The 18,384-nt window shown below is 36.1% G+C and carries 21 protein-coding genes and 1 tRNA gene; 5 read left to right on the top strand and 17 right to left on the bottom strand.

Going from position 1 to position 18,384, the window contains the following annotated elements; all coding sequences use genetic code 11:
* Positions 1–14 precede the first annotated feature (14 nt).
* The 9 genes from ACSKT4_RS04885 to ACSKT4_RS04925 all read right to left on the bottom strand — a co-directional run bounded on the left by ACSKT4_RS04885 (position 15) and on the right by ACSKT4_RS04925 (position 6,956).
* Positions 15–1,556, bottom strand: a complete 1,542-nt coding sequence (locus tag ACSKT4_RS04885; RefSeq protein ID WP_186870558.1) for a distal tail protein Dit — start codon at positions 1,554–1,556, stop codon at positions 15–17.
* 10 nt (positions 1,557–1,566) lie between these two features.
* Complete coding sequence (locus ACSKT4_RS04890; RefSeq protein ID WP_186870559.1) at positions 1,567–3,111, bottom strand: phage tail protein; 1,545 nt, start codon at positions 3,109–3,111, stop codon at positions 1,567–1,569.
* A 102-nt stretch (positions 3,112–3,213) separates the two neighbouring features.
* Positions 3,214–3,489, bottom strand: a complete 276-nt coding sequence (locus ACSKT4_RS04895) for a hypothetical protein (RefSeq protein WP_186870560.1) — start codon at positions 3,487–3,489, stop codon at positions 3,214–3,216.
* A gap of 89 nt (positions 3,490–3,578) precedes the next feature.
* The gene (locus tag ACSKT4_RS04900) at positions 3,579–3,935 is read right to left on the bottom strand and encodes a tail assembly chaperone (RefSeq protein WP_186870561.1); all 357 of its coding nucleotides are present in this window, start codon (positions 3,933–3,935) and stop codon (positions 3,579–3,581) included.
* 134 nt (positions 3,936–4,069) lie between these two features.
* Positions 4,070–4,588: a phage major tail protein, TP901-1 family gene (locus tag ACSKT4_RS04905; RefSeq protein WP_465822926.1), complete on the bottom strand. Its 519-nt coding sequence runs from the start codon at positions 4,586–4,588 to the stop codon at positions 4,070–4,072.
* A gap of 456 nt (positions 4,589–5,044) precedes the next feature.
* Complete coding sequence (locus ACSKT4_RS04910) at positions 5,045–5,536, bottom strand: sigma-70 family RNA polymerase sigma factor (protein ID WP_186870563.1); 492 nt, start codon at positions 5,534–5,536, stop codon at positions 5,045–5,047.
* Between the two features lie 162 nt (positions 5,537–5,698).
* Complete coding sequence (locus ACSKT4_RS04915) at positions 5,699–5,893, bottom strand: XtrA/YqaO family protein (RefSeq protein ID WP_186870564.1); 195 nt, start codon at positions 5,891–5,893, stop codon at positions 5,699–5,701.
* 1 nt (position 5,894) lies between these two features.
* Entirely contained in the window at positions 5,895–6,050 is a 156-nt protein-coding gene (locus ACSKT4_RS04920; protein ID WP_186870565.1) for a hypothetical protein, read from the bottom strand.
* Between the two features lie 24 nt (positions 6,051–6,074).
* The gene (locus ACSKT4_RS04925; RefSeq protein ID WP_465822927.1) at positions 6,075–6,956 is read right to left on the bottom strand and encodes a DnaD domain-containing protein; all 882 of its coding nucleotides are present in this window, start codon (positions 6,954–6,956) and stop codon (positions 6,075–6,077) included.
* Between the two features lie 515 nt (positions 6,957–7,471).
* On the opposite strand from ACSKT4_RS04925, the gene ACSKT4_RS04930 reads away from it, so the two are divergent.
* The 4 genes from ACSKT4_RS04930 (at position 7,472) to ACSKT4_RS04945 (ending at position 9,869) form a co-directional block, all read left to right on the top strand.
* Complete coding sequence (locus ACSKT4_RS04930) at positions 7,472–7,888, top strand: helix-turn-helix domain-containing protein (protein WP_255488148.1); 417 nt, start codon at positions 7,472–7,474, stop codon at positions 7,886–7,888.
* Positions 7,889–8,052: 164 nt separating this feature from the next.
* Positions 8,053–8,508: an ImmA/IrrE family metallo-endopeptidase gene (locus ACSKT4_RS04935; protein ID WP_186870568.1), complete on the top strand. Its 456-nt coding sequence runs from the start codon at positions 8,053–8,055 to the stop codon at positions 8,506–8,508.
* Between the two features lie 513 nt (positions 8,509–9,021).
* The gene (locus ACSKT4_RS04940; RefSeq protein WP_186870569.1) at positions 9,022–9,423 is read left to right on the top strand and encodes a UPF0715 family protein; all 402 of its coding nucleotides are present in this window, start codon (positions 9,022–9,024) and stop codon (positions 9,421–9,423) included.
* A 119-nt stretch (positions 9,424–9,542) separates the two neighbouring features.
* Entirely contained in the window at positions 9,543–9,869 is a 327-nt protein-coding gene (locus ACSKT4_RS04945) for a hypothetical protein (RefSeq protein WP_465822928.1), read from the top strand.
* Positions 9,870–10,048: 179 nt separating this feature from the next.
* Here the strand turns inward: ACSKT4_RS04945 and ACSKT4_RS04950 are convergent.
* Positions 10,049–10,124 (bottom strand) — tRNA-Arg (locus ACSKT4_RS04950).
* Positions 10,125–10,379: 255 nt separating this feature from the next.
* Here ACSKT4_RS04950 and clpP point away from each other — a divergent pair.
* Positions 10,380–10,967 (top strand): ATP-dependent Clp endopeptidase proteolytic subunit ClpP, encoded by a 588-nt coding sequence (gene clpP / locus ACSKT4_RS04955; protein ID WP_186870571.1) that lies wholly within the window; start codon positions 10,380–10,382, stop codon positions 10,965–10,967.
* 84 nt (positions 10,968–11,051) lie between these two features.
* Here the strand turns inward: clpP and ACSKT4_RS04960 are convergent, their stop codons facing one another.
* The 7 genes from ACSKT4_RS04960 to ACSKT4_RS04990 form a co-directional block, all read right to left on the bottom strand.
* Positions 11,052–11,306 (bottom strand): HPr family phosphocarrier protein, encoded by a 255-nt coding sequence (locus tag ACSKT4_RS04960; protein ID WP_465822930.1) that lies wholly within the window; start codon positions 11,304–11,306, stop codon positions 11,052–11,054.
* A gap of 104 nt (positions 11,307–11,410) precedes the next feature.
* Positions 11,411–12,358: a DNA-binding protein WhiA gene (gene whiA / locus ACSKT4_RS04965; protein WP_186870573.1), complete on the bottom strand. Its 948-nt coding sequence runs from the start codon at positions 12,356–12,358 to the stop codon at positions 11,411–11,413.
* Between the two features lie 18 nt (positions 12,359–12,376).
* Positions 12,377–13,336 (bottom strand): gluconeogenesis factor YvcK family protein, encoded by a 960-nt coding sequence (locus ACSKT4_RS04970; protein WP_465822931.1) that lies wholly within the window; start codon positions 13,334–13,336, stop codon positions 12,377–12,379.
* Positions 13,337–13,339: 3 nt separating this feature from the next.
* The gene (gene rapZ / locus ACSKT4_RS04975) at positions 13,340–14,197 is read right to left on the bottom strand and encodes an RNase adapter RapZ (protein ID WP_186870653.1); all 858 of its coding nucleotides are present in this window, start codon (positions 14,195–14,197) and stop codon (positions 13,340–13,342) included.
* 336 nt (positions 14,198–14,533) lie between these two features.
* On the bottom strand, positions 14,534–15,484 hold the full coding sequence (gene trxB, locus ACSKT4_RS04980; RefSeq protein WP_186870575.1) for a thioredoxin-disulfide reductase: 951 nt from the start codon (positions 15,482–15,484) through the stop codon (positions 14,534–14,536).
* 78 nt (positions 15,485–15,562) lie between these two features.
* A complete protein-coding gene (locus ACSKT4_RS04985) occupies positions 15,563–16,573 on the bottom strand; it encodes a tetratricopeptide repeat protein (RefSeq protein WP_186870576.1) in 1,011 nt (336 codons plus the stop codon).
* A gap of 147 nt (positions 16,574–16,720) precedes the next feature.
* On the bottom strand, positions 16,721–18,382 hold the full coding sequence (locus tag ACSKT4_RS04990) for a glycerol-3-phosphate dehydrogenase/oxidase (protein WP_465822933.1): 1,662 nt from the start codon (positions 18,380–18,382) through the stop codon (positions 16,721–16,723).
* Positions 18,383–18,384: the final 2 nt, after the last annotated feature.

An 18,384-nucleotide genomic window follows, 5' to 3' on the forward strand; every position in this document is an offset into this window, starting at 1 on the left:
CTTATCCTCCCTTCTTATCTATACCGTTTTCTATATCTCAGTAGTGTATCAAAGCTGTTAGGATGTACCACCAACTGATTCTCACCTTTTACAAGACTGATAAAGTCGGAGCCAAAATCAAGTAAATCATTACGTGGTTCTCCATTAATAAAAGCGTCACCGGTTAAACTGTCGAGAGTGATAATATCACCCTCGCCTGCAATAAATGGAACGCCATTTGTTTTCTGGTTGATTTTATCGATACTAATAGAGGATAAGCCAGTATTGGATCCTAGTATCAAGTGGTTTCCTACAGCACCTATATGAATGACTACTTGAGCTACTTGATTCGTATATTTGTTTTCACTATCTTCCCACTCCACAGTACGTCTTGCATGGTGTCGACCTGTAGATGTGTCAACTTTCGCTAAATAGCAATACCACTTGTTCCCTTCTCTTTCAATATGGACTTGACCAGAAAAGTTATTCCAAGTGCCAACATTATCACCATGTTCACTTATAATATATTTACCGTCAGTTAATCCACCAGCTCTAAACTCTGCCCGGGTATTAGCTCTCCCAGTAGAAGTATCTTTTAAAGCAACTTTGCAGACATCACGACCAAGTACATCCTTAAGATAAATTTCAACACGTCCGACCTGCCCTGCCTTACTATTAAAAAACCCTAAAAATGCTTTCATACGAAAATCTCTTAACGGCTCAGATAACGAGTGTTTAATAGCTGGACCATGCCAACTAGAACCTTCTCCGTAAGAATCTGCTACAAACCTACTATTCCTAGTTATGATATCTCCAGCAACAATCCCACCGTCAATATCACTATTAGAAGCATTTACAAATCCTACTAAACTGTCACCGTTAGAATAAAAAATTCTCTCATACTTTAAATAAGGAGTTTGGCTCTCTACATCTACTGGTCTCCCAAGCATGGTATAATTTGGGTAAACTTGATCCCCTATTTTATTCGGATTGCTGTTGTTTTGAATCATTGCAAACGTGATTGGTTCTCTTACTATAAATTCAACAATTGGAGCAGCATGTACTGTGCCATCATTAGTCACTGTGTGTACTTCTGATTCAAAATTCTCTGTTTGTTCAGGTCCGTATTTTAAAGGATCCGAACAAAGAAAAATAATCGTACCATTTAACGTGTTAGAATCTTCTTCTGGTAATTGATTTGACTGCATGGTTGCATAAAACAGAGCATCCTCATCAGTAAATGACAATTCCTTTTTGGAGCCCACTAATAATGAATTTAACTGGTCCAATCTTTTCCTTAATCCCTCATTGGTACGATCCGTTATTTTATACATGACAGTTATCTCACGAGGTTCTAAATTCGCTCCATCTTGCTCTATTAATCCATCCATTCCGGGAACAGCTACAGTATTAATTTTCTGATCTATATTACTTCTACCACTAACGGTCAGAGTTATGAAACTACCATCCTTGTCAGTAAGTAATTGATCGAGATTAAATGAATTAAATACTGTCTCGATTGACATGGAAGTGCTTTCTGTACCACTTCCTGCAACTGTATCTACAAATTTATACATAAAGCACCTCCTATAAAAATAGTTTCTTAACTTTTGTTTTTCGATCTTGAACGGAAGTTATGTCATCAACAAATCCCTCGAAGTCATTTCCACCGATTGCAAGATTAATATATGCCGGTTGTTTAGATACAAATATTTCACTGTTAATCGTGTGATTTAATTGTCCATTGGCTTGATGATTAATTCCAGCCACAACCCCACCAATATCCGTAATAGGCATTTCATCATTGATAGCAGTCGTCAAATCCGACATAGCTCTAACAGCAACCCGTTTTCCATTATCAATGGATTTCGCAATCGATTGTGGAATTTGTATTTTCATAATGTCCCTCAAAGCGCCCTCTTTCGCTGGACTAAATGGTAAAAAGTTACGGATTTTTTGTGTTACATTACCAATTGCATCAGTTACAAAACTAATTGCGCCCATAATACCATCTGCAATGGACGTAACAATATTTTTACCAGCTTCTAGGAACTTATCACCAATGTTAAATACAATATCTAGAGCTTTCCCAATTCCCTCTGTTACAGCATCTTTAACCGAGGTAAATGCACCAGTCACTGTATCAATTACTCTATTTAAAATATTTGATATAGCTTCTTTAATACTATTCCACACAGTTGTAACTATGCTTTTTACGGTATTTAGAATGGTTGAAATAATGCCCTTGATAAGATTAAATGCACCACTTATCAGGGACTTTATAATAGTTAAAGCTCCACTAAGAACCTGTTTCACTGCATCCCATAAACCAGACCAATTACCACTAAATAGAGCACTAAAGAACTGTATTATTCCCACGATAAAATCAGTAGCCCCGCTTATTACTCCTTGAATTACTTCCCAAACTGTAATAATAATCCCTTGTATGGAAGGCCAAATATCTTGCATTATATTGAAGATATTAGTTATAACCCCTTCAATTACACTCCAGATAACCTCTGAAACAAAACTAATGACATCCCAAATTTTATTCCATACACGTTGTGCTACTTCAAGTATCATTTCACCATGCTCATCCCAAAAAGCTACGAGCGCACCCCAAATTTCCTTCACCGAGTTCACGACCTCTTGAATTACAAGCGTCACAACTTCTGAAATGGTATTCCATACACTTGAAGCAACAGAAAGTAGTTTGTCGCCATTTTCGCTCCACCATTCAACTACATAGCCCCATATTTGCATAATAAAATCGCCGACTAATTGGACAATAGGCATAACTACGTCTTTAATATTATTGAAGGCATTAATCACTGCGTCCCTAAAACTATCATTTGTTCTCCACAGATAGACAAACACTGATACTAGCCCTATTAGTAATCCAATGATTATACCCATAGGGTTCATTAACCCTTTACTCAAATTAATAAAATTACTTAATGCGTCTGGAAATTTATTAAATGTATCGATTGAACTATCAATAACTGATACTGTATCACTTATTGATTTATAAATCCCTGTCAAGACAGCAACACTTTCTGGATTAATCTCTATATTCAAGGCAGAGAATGCATTATTAACAGTTAATGCCGCGCTCTTTACCTTGGAAAGCATACCTTCTATATTATTTGTTGTGTCATCAATACCTTTGGCAACTTTATCTATACCCGTTGCTTTTATAAAAGCTTCAAAGCTATATTGTTCAGCAATACCAATCTACCTCCTTCCACCATTAACCACGGCAGCGATTTGTGCCATTTTCCGTATTTGTGGAGTGATTTCACGTTTTTCGTCGTGTTCTACTTCTTTAATACGATTTTTGTAATCAAAAAAGTCCTCGAATCGTTTATAGATCGGGACTTGTTTTTTACCTTGTTCCTTTGTAAGTGTTACCTGATGATTTAACCATGCCTGTTGGTGCTTAACATACTCTTTATCAATTCTCGCTAGATTAAAAGCTTTCATTCTCATTTGATATTCGTAAATTGACATAATCTCAATCTCATAAAGAGATTGACAGCCTAAATAGCGAAAACAATTGATTATTATCTGCTCATACGTTCTTAATGATTGATTCTTGCTTACTTCGTTACTTTTGCGTTTTCCTGAAAATGCTTGATTGTTGACGCTACTACCTGAGACTTTCCCATTTCATGAATTAAATTGGTAAAAAGCTTCTCTAATCCATCGTTTTCTTCAGCATAATGTTCGACCGCTTCATCGATTTCATCTGATGAAAAACCAACATGAGCAGATGCCGCTTTAATTATCTCCGCTATAGCAACCGGATTACGTTGCTCTAAATTCATATAGGCAAAGTTTACTCCCATTCCAAATTCTAGACCTTGATAATCTACTTTATATACTTCATCTAATGATCTACAAAACTTTAATCCAAATTTTAATTTTACGTCTTTATTATTAATTTTAAAGTTCACGGCCAGTTCTCCTCTTTTGTAATTATAAGAGAAGGCTATACGCCCACTCTTATAATCCTATATTTTAAATTGCTATTGCCATTCAGCAGCTACTTTTTGTGCTTGTAAAAATATCATTTTTCTAATGCTTCCTCTTACTGTTGATCCCCTTCTGGAGTTGTATCTTGGAATGCATATTGAACAGCTTGTTGCTGTTCTTCCGTAAGTGTAGCAAAGCCAAACTGAGGTGTTAGTTCAATTGCAAAATCGCCTGAATAAGTTGCTTCATCTTCTGCACCATTTTCCGAACTCCAACTCGTCATGTAACCCTGACAATAGATAGCGGGATACTTTCCATCCTCGTTCTTTAGGTCCTCATCAACGGTAACTTCCCACAGTTCCATTTTGTCCCCTTCAAGCACCGCTTCCAAAAGCATAGTTGCTACAGGATCGTCTTTAGCCTGAATCGCTTCAATTCCTGTTACTTCGCTTTCTAACTCACTTAACTTCCTAATTGTTCCATCCTTTGTCATAATTGCTTCTGCATCTCGCGAAAAATCAAACGTATGACTAGTTTGAAATGATAATTTTGCTGCTTCTGTATTTGCCTCACTTAATTTACGAAAAAGAAGAATCTTATTCTTCCCTTCTAACATTGCACGTTTTGGATCCATTATATTACCTCCTAGATTTGTATACATTTTTACTTCAACCATAACGTGAAGTAATTGATTTCCTGCTTAGATTTCAGGAATCATGTTGACATTACTTGGTTGCATGAATTACTTGGCTCAGATTAGCTTAGTAAATTCAGATTTCCTTTCCCTAACTCCCTTAAATCATTCAATCCCTCCTACCCTATATACACACTCCACACTATTCCTATTCCACCGTATTGAAGGCTCCAATAAGCTTAGGAGACTTTGATAATCGCTCAGATAAAATATATAAAGCGTGTATATTCTATTTAATCCAAGAGCTTCATTTGAGAAAGCTCCTTTCACTTATTAAGAACTTCATACGACATTTGCACGACAAATCTTGCTCTTCGCACATTCAATATACTTTGTGTATAGTCTATTTAATCCAAGAGCTCCATTTGAAAAAGCTCCCTTCACTTATTAAGAACTTCATACGACATTTGCACGACAAATCTTACTCTTCGCACGTTCAATATGCTTTTGGACTGTACTTCTTCCAATATTTAATTCCTCAGCTATTTCCGCGAATGATTGCGCATAGACAGTGTGCAATAGAAAACATTGCCTCTGTCTCGGTGTCATCTCTGCTAGTATATTGAGAACCGTACTTTTTTCCTTCTCATCTAATTTCCGTTCTTGAGGAATTATCTCCAATGATGGAAACATGTCCATATCCTCTATTGCCATTCGTTGATAAGCTGCCTTTTTATCAATTCCTCGTATTTTATTTGGCTCTCGACCGGTAGACATCCAATCAATTGCTTCTTGAACCGTTTCAATCATGCTATTTATCTGTGTCTTATCTAACTGATCGAGCAATGAATCTCCTAGATTGTTTTTCATTTTGTATAGCTCTTGCTTGCTTTGTTCATACTCTAAAATTAACTTATCCGCCCAATTATCCTTTGTTTTTTCACCCATCTAATCTCCTCCAAACTCTTCATATGAATTTAAACAAAAAAGAGGCCACTAAACATTAGCCGTAGCTAATATTCAGTGTCCTCCAGCTTACTGGTAGAACGATTTATTCGCCGTTTTTAACTCTAGCAAGATTCAAAGAATCTATTTTTCAGCTTGTTTTATTCAAAATTCTTCCCCTTCATCAAACTTAATTCGCTTTACCTTCCCTTGATGTGTAACAACCTTTGTCTCACCATGTTCAGGTAAATAAGTAATTCTAGCCTTTCCTTGACTATAGACAACTACAAATGGGCTCTGACTTTCACTGATGTCCATGGTTAATACACCTCTCTTAATAGGAATATCTTTTAATCTCATATTATCTCCTCCTGTTCTTCCATAATAAAATTCTGTTCTCCCTTTCCAGCAGCTTAATTCTCTTTTTAGCCTTGTTGTAAAGGTTGAGATAAATTATTACCATAATGGCATAAACCATAATGGTTAGTAATAAAATCATAATTGATATTTCTTTCATATCGATTCCTCCTTTAAAATTGATTTAGCTACTCCCCGTACTTTTCCTATAATGGGCTAGCATAGCTGCAACTTCCTCTCGACTGGATTCCAGTTCTTTAGAAAAACGATTGGCGTTCCCCTTACGTTTTATGAACCAATCAGGTACAACTTCGCTTTGTACCTGTTTCGGATACATTATTTCCTCGGCCTTAGCCTGGTTGATATTCGTAATATTCTTTTTTACCCAGGATAATAAGATACTTTTGGCATAGCCCCAGTTAGGCTTATTTCTATTTAAGGATCTACTTAAAGCTTCGATTACCATTTCGTTTCCAAGGTTATTTACCCAACTTAGGATTTCTTCTGCAAGATGTGGACTTAAGTGTCCAAAATTATCTTGATAAAAGGCAATAGCATTTGAAGTAGTTGCACGCTTCTTTTCTTTATCTTTTTCTTGTTCTTCTTTTTCTTGATTTTCTTCTTCTTGTCCACTAATCGTTGACGCATCGTAGAACGAATCGTAAATTTTTTTAATTTCTTGCTTTTCGATTCGTTCTGCAACTAAGGATATTAAGGACTTGTCCTTTACTTGATTCAATTCTGATTTGACACAATCGATAACTGGTTTACCACCTCTATTGAAGTTATATTTACCCCAATTTCTTAATGCTATTTCTCTTGTAATCGGGTTATAAACAACAATTTCATGATGATTGATGAATCTATCTAACAGTGCGTTTATACTTTCTAAAGAATAGCCAGTATCAAATACCATTTGTTTTTTGGTTATCTGATATATACCAATTTGTGTCGTGTTTGCGTTCGTTAAGAGATATAGAAAAAAGTACTTATCCTCAGGTGTCATTTCCTCTACCACTTTAGGATCATCCCAGAACTCCGTATGCACCATTCTAAATCTAGCCATCTACCTCACTCCTCTATCTATACTTCTCACAAACTATCCTATTACTATTTTTTGGTTGTTCTTGAATCTCACAATCTAATTGTAGTTTCAATAAGATATATTTCGGCTAAGTCTACTGCTCTTGCTAATTTATAAGGTCTATCAAACATTCATAGTATGCGTACTATTGTTAATAGATGACATCTTTTTGTGTTGTTTTTTGACACATAACTTTTATGAAAATACTCTCCATTGATAATTAGAGAGTTGCTAACTATTTTGTATCGATTTAGTGTTAAGAATATACTCCCCCCACGTTGTGTTCTGACACATTTTCCTCTTTGAAAGCTATAAAAGCCTATTATAAATTGGCATAGTATGACCTCCTTTTTAGAAATGGGTGTCCCTACGTGTTGTATCTTGACACTAAGATAATCTATTTAGTGTTAAATGTCAACACATAATAGATTTTTCTTTATTTTTGTGTTGTTTTACGATACAATAACAAATAAGTCGAGGAACCAGTGGTGATAAGTATGGTAGATAATAATAAAATTGGAGAGTTTTTGAGGAATTATCGTAAAGAACATAACAGAATGTCTTTACGTGCTCTATCCGAAAAGACAGGTATCAGTTTCTCCCATTTAAGTAAAATTGAACGTGGAGAACACATTCCTTCTAAACCCACCTTGCGAGTATTGGCTGAGAAGCTAGACCTAAATTTGGATGACCTCTTCATAATGGCTGGGTTTGCACCTGAGAAAAAAATCAGTAGTTCCGATTTGCTTTATTCCAATCCGGATCCTGAAGAGCTTCAGAAGGTTAAAATCATCGATAAGATTACTAGCGAATTCCATGAAGCGGATTTGATGTTTAATGACCTTGCCAACATGACACCAGAACAATTAGAAGAGGTATATGAATTTATAAAATTTAAATTAAGTAAGAAATAAAGAAGATTAGATCGCATTAGAATCATATTTTTGAAAAATATCACTTACTAAAAAGAATAAAGTTAATTTCATACATGGACTTTTAAAGGGGTGCAACTTGCACGCCTAATCTTTTACTATAAAACAGAACATATATTCGTATTATTCAACATAGGGGGAATGAAATGTATACACATTTAGAAGATTATGTTTTCAACTTATATCATAATTTATCCATTAGCCGTCCTGAACAATTAGATATAGAAGAAATAGCCAATAAACTTGGGATTAATCTTTATTACAGTTCTTCTACCTATAGATATGGTAATAACATTATTCTTCAATATGATACTAAACAAAAACAATGGCAATTATTCGGGCATGAAATCTGTCATTATTTAAGGCATTTCGGTAACCAGCTGACCATGAAAAAATCCTTTAAGGACCTTCAAGAATGGCAAGCGAACCATTTTGCTTATCACTTTTGCGTTCCAACCTTTATGTTGGAAAAAATACACACACCTACTGTAACGGATATTATAAGCATTTTTAATGTTGAATTTGATTTTGCACTTAGAAGACTAGAAATGTATCAGAGTAAATTGAATTTTGATGGGAATGACTTATGTTTGGGTATGTAGTTAAGAAGAGGTTTGCAAACTTTATTTTTCTCAAAAAGGGCAAGGGGGGATAAGAAATACTTAATCCATTGCTTTTTTGACGCGATTAAAAGGGATTCGAACTCCCGGCAAACCTGGTACCGGAAACCAGGTAGGGTTAGTTAAAACTGAATGATATGGTGTGACAATACTGTCACACCATATCATTATTTGTTATATAATTCGATTTTGTATACGAACTGCCTCTTGCTAAGATTAAATTAACAATTAGTTAGAAAGGCGGGTTATCTAATGGAACAACTATTATTTATTGTGTCTATAAGTGCTTTAGGCTTATGCTTTTGCGTTTTCATTTCGGGGATTATTAATCATGGTTTACGTAATCTGTTTGAATCAAGATACACAAAAGTATCCACCTTATTGTTTGTTATTTATATACTTACCTTCATACCTTACCTAATAATTTCATCTATTTAAAATATGTATTGGTTCCTATATAATAGTTATAGTATGATAGAGATAGGGTGTGAAGGTATGAAAAAATTAAAGGACCTTGATCTGGATTTAGTTATCTCCTTCTCGATTCTTTGTTCTCTTCTATCAGCAGTGACTCTAGGTATACTGACAGTTGTAATAACTTTTCATAGCTTTGTTTTTGGTTATACAGTTATGTATACTATAATTTACTTCCTCTTTTACTTACTTTTTGCTTCTACGATCCAGATTATGCTTAGCTTGAAACCTAAAAAGTTTTATATCCCATACTTGCTAGTTTATGTTGTAGGCGCACTGGTAGCCTCTGCTATTGTATTCTTTTTAATGGATGATGTTGGTAACCCATTTATTATGACTTCGTACTATGTTATTAGTGGATCAGCTGCAATCATTTTTTGGCTATTTGACTCGATTATTTTACAGGGTGAAATAGATAATTAAGTAAGCTATCTTATTAACTGAGTAATTATTGATAGTGTTATTCATATTCTCTCCTCACCCCAAATTGAAAAAATGAACACCTCATATACATTATGCATATACTTAAAGGCCGTGAGAAAATGTCAAAATATGTCAAAATAACCTTTGTGATAACCCTAGTAATTCAAGCGATAGGAACTTTATATAGTACTTATAGTGCTTTTATCTATGGAAATCCTAAAAAAATTATAGAATCAGAAGAAATTGCAGTAGAGTATTTAAAAGAAGAAAAAGGATATCAAAACCCTGGTATACTAATGGTTAAAGGAAACTACAATTGGAAAGGAAGTTATGGAAAAAAATATGGAGGATTCATTATTTTAAAAGACAATAATGATATAGTATACAGTTATGTTATTCGGAATGATAAAATAATTGTACTGGATGATATACCTACAAAATATTAGCTTAGTCATAAAGATTGGTACCATACTAAGATATACAGGAATCGATAGTTGAAAGGATACAAGCATTACTACTAAGTCCGAGATTAGGAACTGAAACCCTAGAGGATACGCGGATGCCTGGCAAACTAAAAAGCAAGGGAAGAGTCGCCCTCTATCCCTTGCTTTTATTTTTTCTAAGACGCGCCCAGAGGGATTCGAACCCCCGGCAAACCTGGTACCGGAAACCAGTGCTCTATCCAGCTGAGCTATGGGCGCATAGTATTTAGTTAATCAAAAAATTGAACACATAGGCTATTATAACGTCTGTAGAGCTAATTAACAAGTATTTTTAGTTGAAAATGGTTTAATTCGTTCATCTGGCGGGCATGATGGAAAGTGTGCTTTTGACAATATAAACAAGATAAAATATTAGTCGAACGTTTTTGTTTGACCTTAATTGACCATTGTTATATGATAAAATTATCCAAAGATTGGATATATCCATAGGAAAAGATTAAAGGAGGAATTCCAATGAACTTAATACCTACAGTTATTGAACAAACAAATCGTGGTGAACGCGCATATGATATTTATTCCCGTTTATTAAAAGACAGAATCATCATGTTAGGAAGTGCAATTGATGATAATGTCGCAAACTCTATCGTCGCTCAATTATTATTCTTAGAAGCTGAAGATCCTGGAAAAGATATTTCCCTATACATTAACTCACCAGGTGGATCCATCACTGCTGGTATGGCGATCTATGATACCATGCAATTTATTAAATCTGATGTATCTACTATTTGTACTGGAATGGCTGCATCTATGGGTGCTTTCCTATTAGCAGCTGGTGCAAAAGGTAAGCGATATGCTTTACCTAATAGTGAAGTAATGATTCACCAACCACTAGGTGGTACACAAGGTCAGGCTACTGACATTGAAATTCATGCAAAACGCATCATTCAAATGAGAGAAAACTTAAACAAAATTCTTTCTGAACGTACTGGTCAGCCAATTGAAGTAATTAACCGTGATACAGAGCGTGATAACTTCATGACAGCTGCAGGTGCTGTGGAATATGGTTTAATTGATAAAGTGTTAGAGCGTAAACCAGAATAGGAAAGTAATAAGAGAGGGCATTCACCCTCTCTTTTTGCTGTCTATAATGTTATCTATTTCACATACTTAAATACGTAAAGGAATTTATTTCTTACTAACAAAAGATACCAAATGATCCAATGCTACTTCCTCATCTGATCCATCTGCAATTAATTTTATCGATTCACCAGTTGTAATCGCTAAACTCATTAGCCCCATGATACTCTTTGCATTTACTCGTTTGCCCTCTTTTTCCAAAAATAAATGCGCGGAATAGCGATTTGCTTCTTGCACAAATTGTGCAGCAGGTCTAGCCTGTAACCCCGTTTCAAGCTCAACTGTAACAACTCTCTCCACCATATATCCTCATCCTCCCCCCAAAGTAAGCGCAAACAGCATGATGTATAATAAAAAAATATTCATGATATTTTATTATATCATGAATATCCAAAATGACAATTAAGTTAAGACAAAATTTCGCCTTGTTTGATTTTTTCTGCAAATTCATCTATTTTCTTAAGTCGGTGATTAATACCTGACTTTGAAATTTTACCACTAGAAACTAATTCCCCTAATTCTTTTAACGATACGTCCTCATGTTGAACCCGTAACAACGCCACCTCGCGTAGCTTTTCAGGTAATGCTTCTAGTCCTACCGTTCTTTCGATCAATTTAATATTCTCAATTTGACGGAAAGCAGCACCAATTGTTTTATTTAAATTAGCGGTTTCACAGTTTACAAGTCTGTTTACTGAGTTACGCATATCTCTTACAATACGTACATCCTCAAACTTAAATAGGGCGTTATTTGCTCCAATAATACTTAAGAACTCGGTAATCTTTTCCGCTTCCTTCATATAAACAATAAATCCCTTTTTACGCTCCAGCACCCTTGCACGTAAGCCAAAAGAATTTAGTAATTCACATAAGGCATCATTATGCTCTTCGCTCGTGTTGGAAATTTCTAGATGGTAAGAAGAGGTCTCTGGATTATTAATCGATCCCCCTGCTAGAAATGCCCCTCGTAAATAGGCTCTCTTACAGCAATCTTTTTCTAAGTATTGGGGCGATATGTCTCGTACAAATGTATAAGAATCCTTCATAATGCCTAATTCTGTAAGCATTTCATGGACGTCTTCCTTTAGACGAACAATGTACACATTATTCTTCTTAAGTTTCATCTTCTTACGTACTAAAAGCTCTACCGGTATCGGTGAGAAGCTAGCTTTTATTAATGTGTAGATACGTCTAGCAATTGCTGCATTTTCTGTTTGCACATCTAATGTGTACCTAAAGTTGGACAAGGACACTGTACCGTTCATCCGAATAAGTGCCGCTAGCTCTGCATAAGAACAACAATCCTCAATCTCTGTAGCAGTTAGTTCTTTTTTAATTTCAGAAGCAAAGGACATTCTACTCCCTCCTTTACCTTATTTGTTTATTAATGAATACAATAGGGTAGCAATTTTTTTTGTGTCGTGACGAATCGTACCTTTGGAATAATCAATGATATCGCCATCTATTATCTCTAAGCCCATATCCAATAATCGTTCAATATCATATTCTACTGGCTCTGCCTTTTCTCCAGCATAGACATTACGAATCTTTGGATCAATCTGCTTTCTATTTACTACGACCGCATCAAGGACATGCTTGCCAACATGATCGGTAATGGCTTGTACATGATCACTTGCTGAGAAACCTGTCGTCTCGCCATATTGAGTCATCACATTACAGACATAGACGATTTTAGCCTTTGCATGCTGTAATGCCTCACCTATATGCGGAATAATTAAATTGGGCATGATACTAGTATATAAACTCCCTGGTGAAATGACTATTAAATCAGCAGTTTCAATTGCTTTAATTGCATTTGGAAGTGGTGTTACATCTTCCGGATTTAGGAACACTCGCTTAATTTGTTTACCAGATGTAGGGATATTAGATTCCCCTTCCACAATGGTTCCATCTTTCATCTCGGCACAAAGTTTAATGTTTTCATTGGAAATCGGGTAGATTTTCCCCTTCACATTTAACACTCTAGAAATCTCTTTTATTCCAGTATAAAAATCCCCGGTAATGGATGTCATCGCAGCTAATAGGAGATTCCCCATAGAGTGGCCAGATAAATCATTTCCATTCACAAATCGATGCTGAAAAAGCTGAATTAACATTGGCTCCACTTCCGACATTGCTGCGATAACATTGCGAATATCACCAGGTGCAGGAATTGCCATATCATTTCTAATTCTTCCGGTACTTCCACCATCATCGGCAACCGTAACTAATGCAGTTAATTTTATAGGGAGGCTTTTTAGACCACGCAAAAGAACTGGCATCCCAGTTCCTCCGCCAATTACCACAATCCGTGGTAGCTTCTGTTCTGTCATTATTTAATGGCCCTTTCTCTTCTCAATGTCTCGATGTGTGACATGTGTAATATAGTTAGCTGCTAATTTCTTTGCGAAATACTCTGCTAGTGCTACAGATCGATGTTGGCCACCTGTACACCCAATACCTACAACAAGCTGAGATTTACCTTCCTTCTTATACTGTGGAAGCATGAATTGTAATAAATCCAACACTTTTTCCTGGAATTTCTGTGTTTCCGACCATTTGAACACATAGGAGGATACATCCTGATTTAATCCTGTTAAAGGCTGTAAGTGGGCGACATAATGTGGATTTGGAAGAAAACGCACATCAAACACTAGATCAGCGTCAATTGGAATTCCATATTTAAAGCCAAAGGATACCATATTGACAGAAAAAATTTCCTGTTTTTCTTCAGCATAGTAATTAAGGATTTTCTCCCGTAATTGTCGTGGCTTTAAATTAGATGTATCAATCACACGATGTGCGCGACCTCGCATCTCGTCAAGAATTTGACGTTCTTGCTCAATACCTTTTAATGGTAAATCACCAAATGCTAAAGGATGGGAGCGTCGAGTTTCTTTATATCGTGTAACTAGCTGCTGATCTTTTGCATCAAGGAACAAAATATGTTCATCTAACCACTCTTCATCACTTAGCAGGTCGAGTGCTTCGAATAAGGAATCGAAAAATTCTCGGCCACGAAGGTCCATTACTAGGGCAACTTTATGAATATTGTTGGTTGAATCCCGCATTAATTCAAGAAATTTTGGTAGTAAGGCCGGTGGGAGATTGTCTACACAGTAATAGCCTAAATCTTCAAAGCTCTGAATAGCGACGGTTTTACCGGCACCAGACATTCCAGTTATAATAACCATCTTTGTCTCCTGTTCAACATTTGTCACTTGTATCACCTCATACCGTTCGCTTAGATTTTTATATATCTACATCTCGAATGTAGTTAAATTGTATACTACTATATCTATTATACATGTAATCAATTTAATGCTACAAGAATATGATTATTTTTCCTTTTTTTATATGCCATCCGCCAATTATCCTACGAAATAAAAAAAATGCGCAGATGATAAACATCTGCGCCAAAACTAATCTATCTATTAAAAAGGGGGTCAATTAGTTATTCTTATTGTACCCCATAAATGTTTCGTCCGTGTTACAGACACGTTAAGATGCTTTTACTTTCAAAATACATCCTATTTTTTCGCTTTAATTTTCTCTTCTAATTCTTCGATATATGCTTGTGCTGCTTGTGCGGCAATTGAACCATCACCAGTTGCGGTTACAATTTGTCTAAGTTTTTTGTCGCGAATATCACCAGCAGCATAGATTCCAGGTATTGACGTTTCCATATTATCATTTGTTACGATATACCCTTCCTCATTCGTAATACCAAGAGATTTAAATGGTTCACTTAACGGTACCATACCGATATATACGAAAACACCATCCGCAGGCTTTTCATATTCTTCACCTGTATGAACATCCTTCAACGTAACACTGCTCACTTTTCCATCAGGACCATTGATTTTTTCTACTGTTGTATTCCAAATGAAGTCTACTTTTTCATTGTCAAATGCACGTTGTTGAAGAATCTTTTGTGCACGTAATTCCTCACGACGGTGAATAATGGTTACCTTGCTTGCAAATTTAGTTAGGTAAACCCCTTCTTCAACAGCAGAGTCTCCACCACCAACAACAATCAATTCTCTTTCTTTAAAGAACGCACCATCACAAACGGCACAGTAAGATACACCACGACCACCTAATTCTTCCTCACCTGGGATACCAAGTTTTTTATATTGGGCACCCGTTGCAATAATTAGGGCTTTCGTTTTGTATTGTTTAGAACCAGCATGGATAATTTTGAAATCACCTTGGTCATCGACATTTTTTATATCACCGTATGCATATTCTGCACCGAATTTTTTCGCATGTTCAAACATTTTATTGGATAGGTCTGGTCCTAAAATATGATCATATCCAGGATAGTTCTCTACGTCTTCCGTGTTAGCCATTTGTCCCCCTGGAATACCACGTTCAATCATTAAGGTATCCAAGTTAGCACGAGATGCATAAAGAGCTGCCGTCATACCAGCAGGTCCTGCACCAGCAATAATTAAATCATATATTTTTTCTTCGGACATTAATAACGCCCCTTTCTGTTTCTATTCTTGGTCTATATAAAGGGTATAAGATTTACCTTTCCTCGTCTAATTAAATGCTCAAGATTCCCATGGCACTTCCTGTGGCGATAATCGTTGATGCCTTCTACAACCTTCCTCCCATATACTTAGCGCTTTAGAAGGTTCGCCTAAATGATAGATGGTCATACTATACCAACGATAATAGGAAATGTGACTTTTCACCACTGCTTTATCAAGCATTCGGAAACGTGTAAATGCTTCATTATATAATCCTGTTCGAGCTAAGGTCACTGCAATACGTAATTTTTGTTGTTCATGCATTGGATATATATTTAGTAATGCACGTATATGCTTTTCATATTCCTCCATATAGCCTGTCTCATAGTAAAATACAGCTAAGTTCGTATGGCTATATAAGCTATTTGAGTCTTCCTTAAATAATTCTAGTTCTTTTTCAATTGCTTCTTCTCTTCTACCGGAAAAGAATAGTGCAAACGTATATTCATGATGTGCTATCTTATGATCTGGAAATAGTAATATCATTTCCTCTAACAAAGCTAAAGCTTTATCCCACTCATTATTTTCTAAATGATGAAAAACGGTTTCTTGATATACGAGGAGTTCATCCTCTTCATCAAGCTCCCACTCATCTTCATCAAAATCATCATCAATTTCAATTAATTGCAATAATGCTTTCGCATCCTCGCTAAAATCACCATCTGGTTCTTTATCAAGATAAGACACTGCAAATTTTTTCGCATCATTTAAAAGTCCCAAATGGGCATAATTATTGGCAAGTAAATAATAACAATCTACATATTGATCTCCTGTAGACTGTAATACATTCGTTAGAATTTGATTTGCTTTATGAAAAGAGCCGGTTTCCGTATAGATGATTGACATTTGACATTGGTATAAAGGGTTATCTGGTGCAGCATCTACCGCCTTGGTGAGCCACTTTAATGCAATGTCAAACTTCCGCTTGCGAAATGATTCTACACCTTTCGCAAAGTAAAAATCACCTGTAGGGATAAAAGGGATAACATTGTTAGTCTGAGCTAATTTATTCTTTTTTTCTACTGGTTGCATGCATATCCCCCTATTTTTTCACATATCGTTGAAAGTATACCATAATTATTTGTGGAATAACATAGTTAGTTTCTGCCTATAAAACGAAAGGTTATCTATACTATACGCCCTTCTACCATCTCATATTTAGGTCCTTATCCAGAGGTACTATTCTTCAGGCTCAACCGCTTCTTTCAATAGCCGCTCTAACTCGTGAACAAAGTTGATTTTCCGTTCAGCCTTCCAATTCAGCTGCTTCCTCATATAGAGCATCACGTTTTCTTTATGCACTCTTACCCAATCTATATCAAAAAACAATGCACCTGTTCTTCTAATAAAGAAGTCAGTAGGTTTATAGACTAGTTCATATTCTAATCCATAACAAAGCTCGGCAAAAACGACCGCATCGATTCCTTCTTCGACTGCCTCTTGTTTCCTTGTTTCATATAAGTTAAAGACCTTATCCACATTTGCCCCATATCTCTTCACTAATTTTCTTGCTACTTTTTCCTCAATACCTAGCTTTACACCTTGCTTTACTTTACCCTTCATAAAATTTTGGAAGCCTTTAGACCCATTTACCTCTCCACCAGAAATAGGTAATGTTTTTGTTTCAGACTCCGAATAGATGATTCCAAGCTCGTCTTTTAATTGACTTACAACGGTATCTACTGCTTGCTCAGCCATTTTCCGATAGCCGGTCAATTTTCCGCCAGCCATCGAAATTAACCCTGATTTAGAAATAATAATTTCATCCCTACGTGAAATTTCCCCAGGCTTTTTTCCATCTTCCGCAATTAAAGGTCGTATACCAGCCCAACTTGATTCTACATCCTCCTCCTTAACACGAAGGGAAGGAAACATATAATTTATCGCACCCAATATATAGTCACGGTCTTCTTTCGTCATAGTTGGATGGGCTATTTCTCCTTTATATGTTGTATCGGTTGTTCCAACATATGTTTTACCATCACGAGGTATAGCAAATACCATCCTTCCGTCCAGCGTATCAAAATACACAGCCTGTTGTAATGGAAACCTCTCTTGTGAAAACACAAGATGGACCCCTTTAGTTAAATGAAGATGCTTGCCATGCTTAGAACCATCTAGCTCACGCAATTTGTCTACCCATGGACCGCATGCATTTATAACCTTCTTTGCATAAATAATATGGATTTCACCATTTATTTGATCCTCAGCCTTTACACCGATAACCTTGCCATGATCATCATAAATAAAAGAAATAACTTTTACGTAATTAATAGCATGGGCACCTTCTTCTACAGCCTTCTTGATAACTTCTATTGTTAATCGCGCATCATCTGTCTTATATTCCACATAGTAACCCGCTCCTTTTAACCCATCCTTTTTAAGCAATGGTTCCAGCTGTAAGGCCTTTTTCGGTGATAGCATCTTTCTTCGTTCGCCCCGTTTTACGCCTGCTAAATAATCGTAAACTCTAAGACCGATATTCGTTGTAAAGGGCCCAAACGTTCCCCCCTCATGAAAGGGCAGAAGCATCCATTCAGGAGTTGTAACATGTGGACCATTTTCATAGACGATAGCACGCTCTTTCCCTACTTCTGCAACCATCCTTATTTCAAATTGCTTTAAATACCGTAATCCTCCATGTACTAGCTTTGTCGAGCGACTGGAAGTACCTGCAGCAAAGTCTTGCATTTCTAATACCGCCGTCTTTAGTCCTCGTGTAACTGCGTCTAAAGCAATACCGGAACCTGTAATCCCGCCACCTATAACCAGTAAATCTAGTTCTTTTCTTTTCATTTCTTCCATAATTTCGTTTCGATGCACGCTTGAAAATTTCCCCATTA

This window comes from Ornithinibacillus liuyingii (assembly GCF_055550225.1).